3 protein-coding genes are annotated in these 2,564 nt (G+C 44.3%); all 3 read left to right on the top strand.

The window, feature by feature from the left end; all coding sequences use genetic code 11:
• Positions 1-1,239, top strand: a 1,239-nt coding sequence (locus tag WA010_RS10750) for a circularly permuted type 2 ATP-grasp protein (RefSeq protein ID WP_422557113.1), incomplete at its 5' end; no start/stop codon positions are given.
• A complete protein-coding gene (locus WA010_RS10745) occupies positions 1,236-1,934 on the top strand; it encodes an alpha-E domain-containing protein (RefSeq protein WP_422557112.1) in 699 nt (232 codons plus the stop codon). The genes WA010_RS10750 and WA010_RS10745, both read left to right, overlap by 4 nt.
• Before the next feature lie 11 nt (positions 1,935-1,945).
• The coding region (locus WA010_RS10740) for a M14 family metallopeptidase (RefSeq protein WP_422557111.1) at positions 1,946-2,564 on the top strand (619 nt) is incomplete at its 3' end.

Raw genomic sequence — 2,564 nt, 5'->3', positions numbered from 1 at the left:
GATGGAACCTTTATCGAACGCTCTTTTCCTTTCGATATGATTCCTCGCATTATTCCTAAAGCGGAATTTGATGAGTTGGAAAAGGGAATTATCCAACGTGTAAAAGCTCTTAATGCTTTTTTAAATGATATTTATAATGACCAAAAAATCGTTAAAGATGGTGTCGTTCCGCGTGAATACGTCGATTCGGCAAAAGCGTTTTTACCTGAATTTATGGGTGTCAATCCTCCTAAAGGCGTTCGTACTCATATCAGCGGTATCGATCTAGTTAAGGATGCGGTGAGCGGCAAGTGGGTGATTCTCGAAGATAACCTCCGTGTTCCCAGTGGTGTGAGTTATCCTCTCACGATTCGCCGTGCGTTTCGCCACACTTACCCAGAGTTTTTTGAATCGATGAAAATTGCGAAGATTAAACATTACGGTGATGAACTCAAAGCAGCGATGGATTATGTCAATACGGGAGGGCTCAATGTCGTCCTGACTCCGGGGCGCTATAACTCCGCCTATTATGAACATAGCTATTTGGCAAAAATTACGGGTGCGACACTAGCATCTGGAGATGATCTTGTGGTTATAGATGATGAGGTATTCTTATGCTCGTACGACGGTGAACGGCAGCGTGTCGGGGCGATTTATCGGCGGCTCGATGATGATTTTCTGGATCCTGAAGCGTTTGATCCCGATAGCCTTATCGGAGTAAAGGGGATTACGAGTGCGTATCGTTCTGGAAATATTGCCATCATGAACAGTATCGGAAATGGTGTCGCAGATGATAAAGGGATATATTATTTCGTCCCTCAGATGGTCAAATATTATTTGGATGAAGAACCGATCCTTTCCAATGCACCGACCTATCTCCCCTATTATGAAAAAGATCGACAATATGTTTTGGATAATATCGATAAACTTGTCATCAAAGACGTCGCCGAAGCGGGAGGCTACGGTGTACTCTTTGGAAATCGCTTAACCCCTGAAAAGCGTGCTGAGATTATCGAAATGATTTTGGCGGAACCGCGCCGATGGATTGCTCAGGAGGTGATCGAATTTTACGATTTACCGTGTATGATGGAGGGGGGGATCGTCCCTCGAAAAGCCGATTTACGTGCCTATGTGATTCACGGAGAGAAAGTAACCGTCAGTATGGGGGGATTGACCCGCTATGCGATGGAAGAGGGGAACTATCTGGTGAACTCTTCCCAAGGGGGCGGATTTAAAGATACATGGGTGGTGGAACTATGATACTCAACGGTATGGCAATTTCGGTCAACACGGCACAGCGTCTTTATTGGTTTGGGCGTTACGTTCAGCGGGCAGAGACGATGCTCAAAGAGCTGGTAAACAGTTACGATTATGTGATCGACCGCGATTTTGAGGACGGGAAAAAACTCTACAGTAAACTTGGTGTTGAGATCGAGTATAAAAATGCCCTCGATTTTCTCAAACAAGGGGTGTACGGAACCTACGGCGGAAGTATCGAGCAGATTATCAGCTGGGCACGTGAAAATGCGATTGAGACCCGACATCTTCTCGATGAGCGAGGGTTCGCTACTCTCAATAAAATCCATAATCAGCTGGTGTCTGGACGTGAATGTGCGGTAAGTCCGACTAATCTTGAAGAGATTATCGATAATTGCAGTCTAATTTTAGGGATATTTTCAACTGAATTAGATCGTACCCGAGCTTATCAATTAATTCGATTTGGTCAACAAATTGAACGATTTGATTTGATCTTACGTCTGTACGGAGAAATTGAAATGGTAACAGCTGATATTGATGTTATCAATGCGACCGCAAGACAGTTGAATCGTAATTATCGTTCGATTAATGTAACAACAGCAGATATTCCAAAGTTTTTACTCTTTCTTAATGGAGTAGTTGATCGGGTGATTCAAAAAAATACGTGTACAACGTCATCAACTCAATCGCAATCATAATGGGTGAGCGTATGGGAGTTATAGAAGAGGTTTTTTCAATTGATCTCCCTGTAGGGGAGCAGTTTCGGATTCAGCGGTGCCGTTATACACCTCGAAGCGGTGAAACCAAGAAGCGTATTTCGATTGTGAGCGGGATTCACGGGGATGAGTTGGAAGGGCAGTATGTCTGTTTTCTCCTCGGTGAGTGGCTGCGAGCCAACCCTGAGAAGATCAAAGCAACGATTGATATTTATCCTGCGATCAACTCTTTGGGGATTGACAGTATTACCCGATCTGTCCCGTTTTATAATGTTGATTTGAACCGTATTTTTCCGGGAAGCAAAAATGATTTTCTCCCTGCTCAGATTGCTGATGGGGTGGTCAGTGCGATGAGCGGCTCTGAAATCGCCATCGACATTCATTCCTCCAATGTATTTTTACGCGAAATTCCTCAAGTACGGATTGCGAAATCGCAAGCTAAAACGTTGGTTCCTCTCGCCAATAAACTCAATATAGATTTTGTATGGGTTCATGATGCCGTAACCGTTTTGGAATCGACATTTGCCCATGCGATGAATACGTTGGGGACGAAAACCCTCGTTGTCGAGATGGGTGTGGGGATGCGTTTGGGTAAAGTATACGGTCATCAGC

Source organism: Sulfuricurvum sp. (assembly GCF_049305995.1).
Taxonomy (GTDB): Bacteria; Campylobacterota; Campylobacteria; order Campylobacterales; family Sulfurimonadaceae; genus Sulfuricurvum.
This window is presented reverse-complemented; position numbering and strand designations above follow the sequence as displayed.

What these genes read in the sequence shown, in the direction of transcription:
- WA010_RS10745 (WP_422557112.1), top strand. Translation starts at nt 1,236, where the DNA reads ATGATACTCAACGGTATGGCAATTTCGGTCAACACGGCACAGCGTCTT.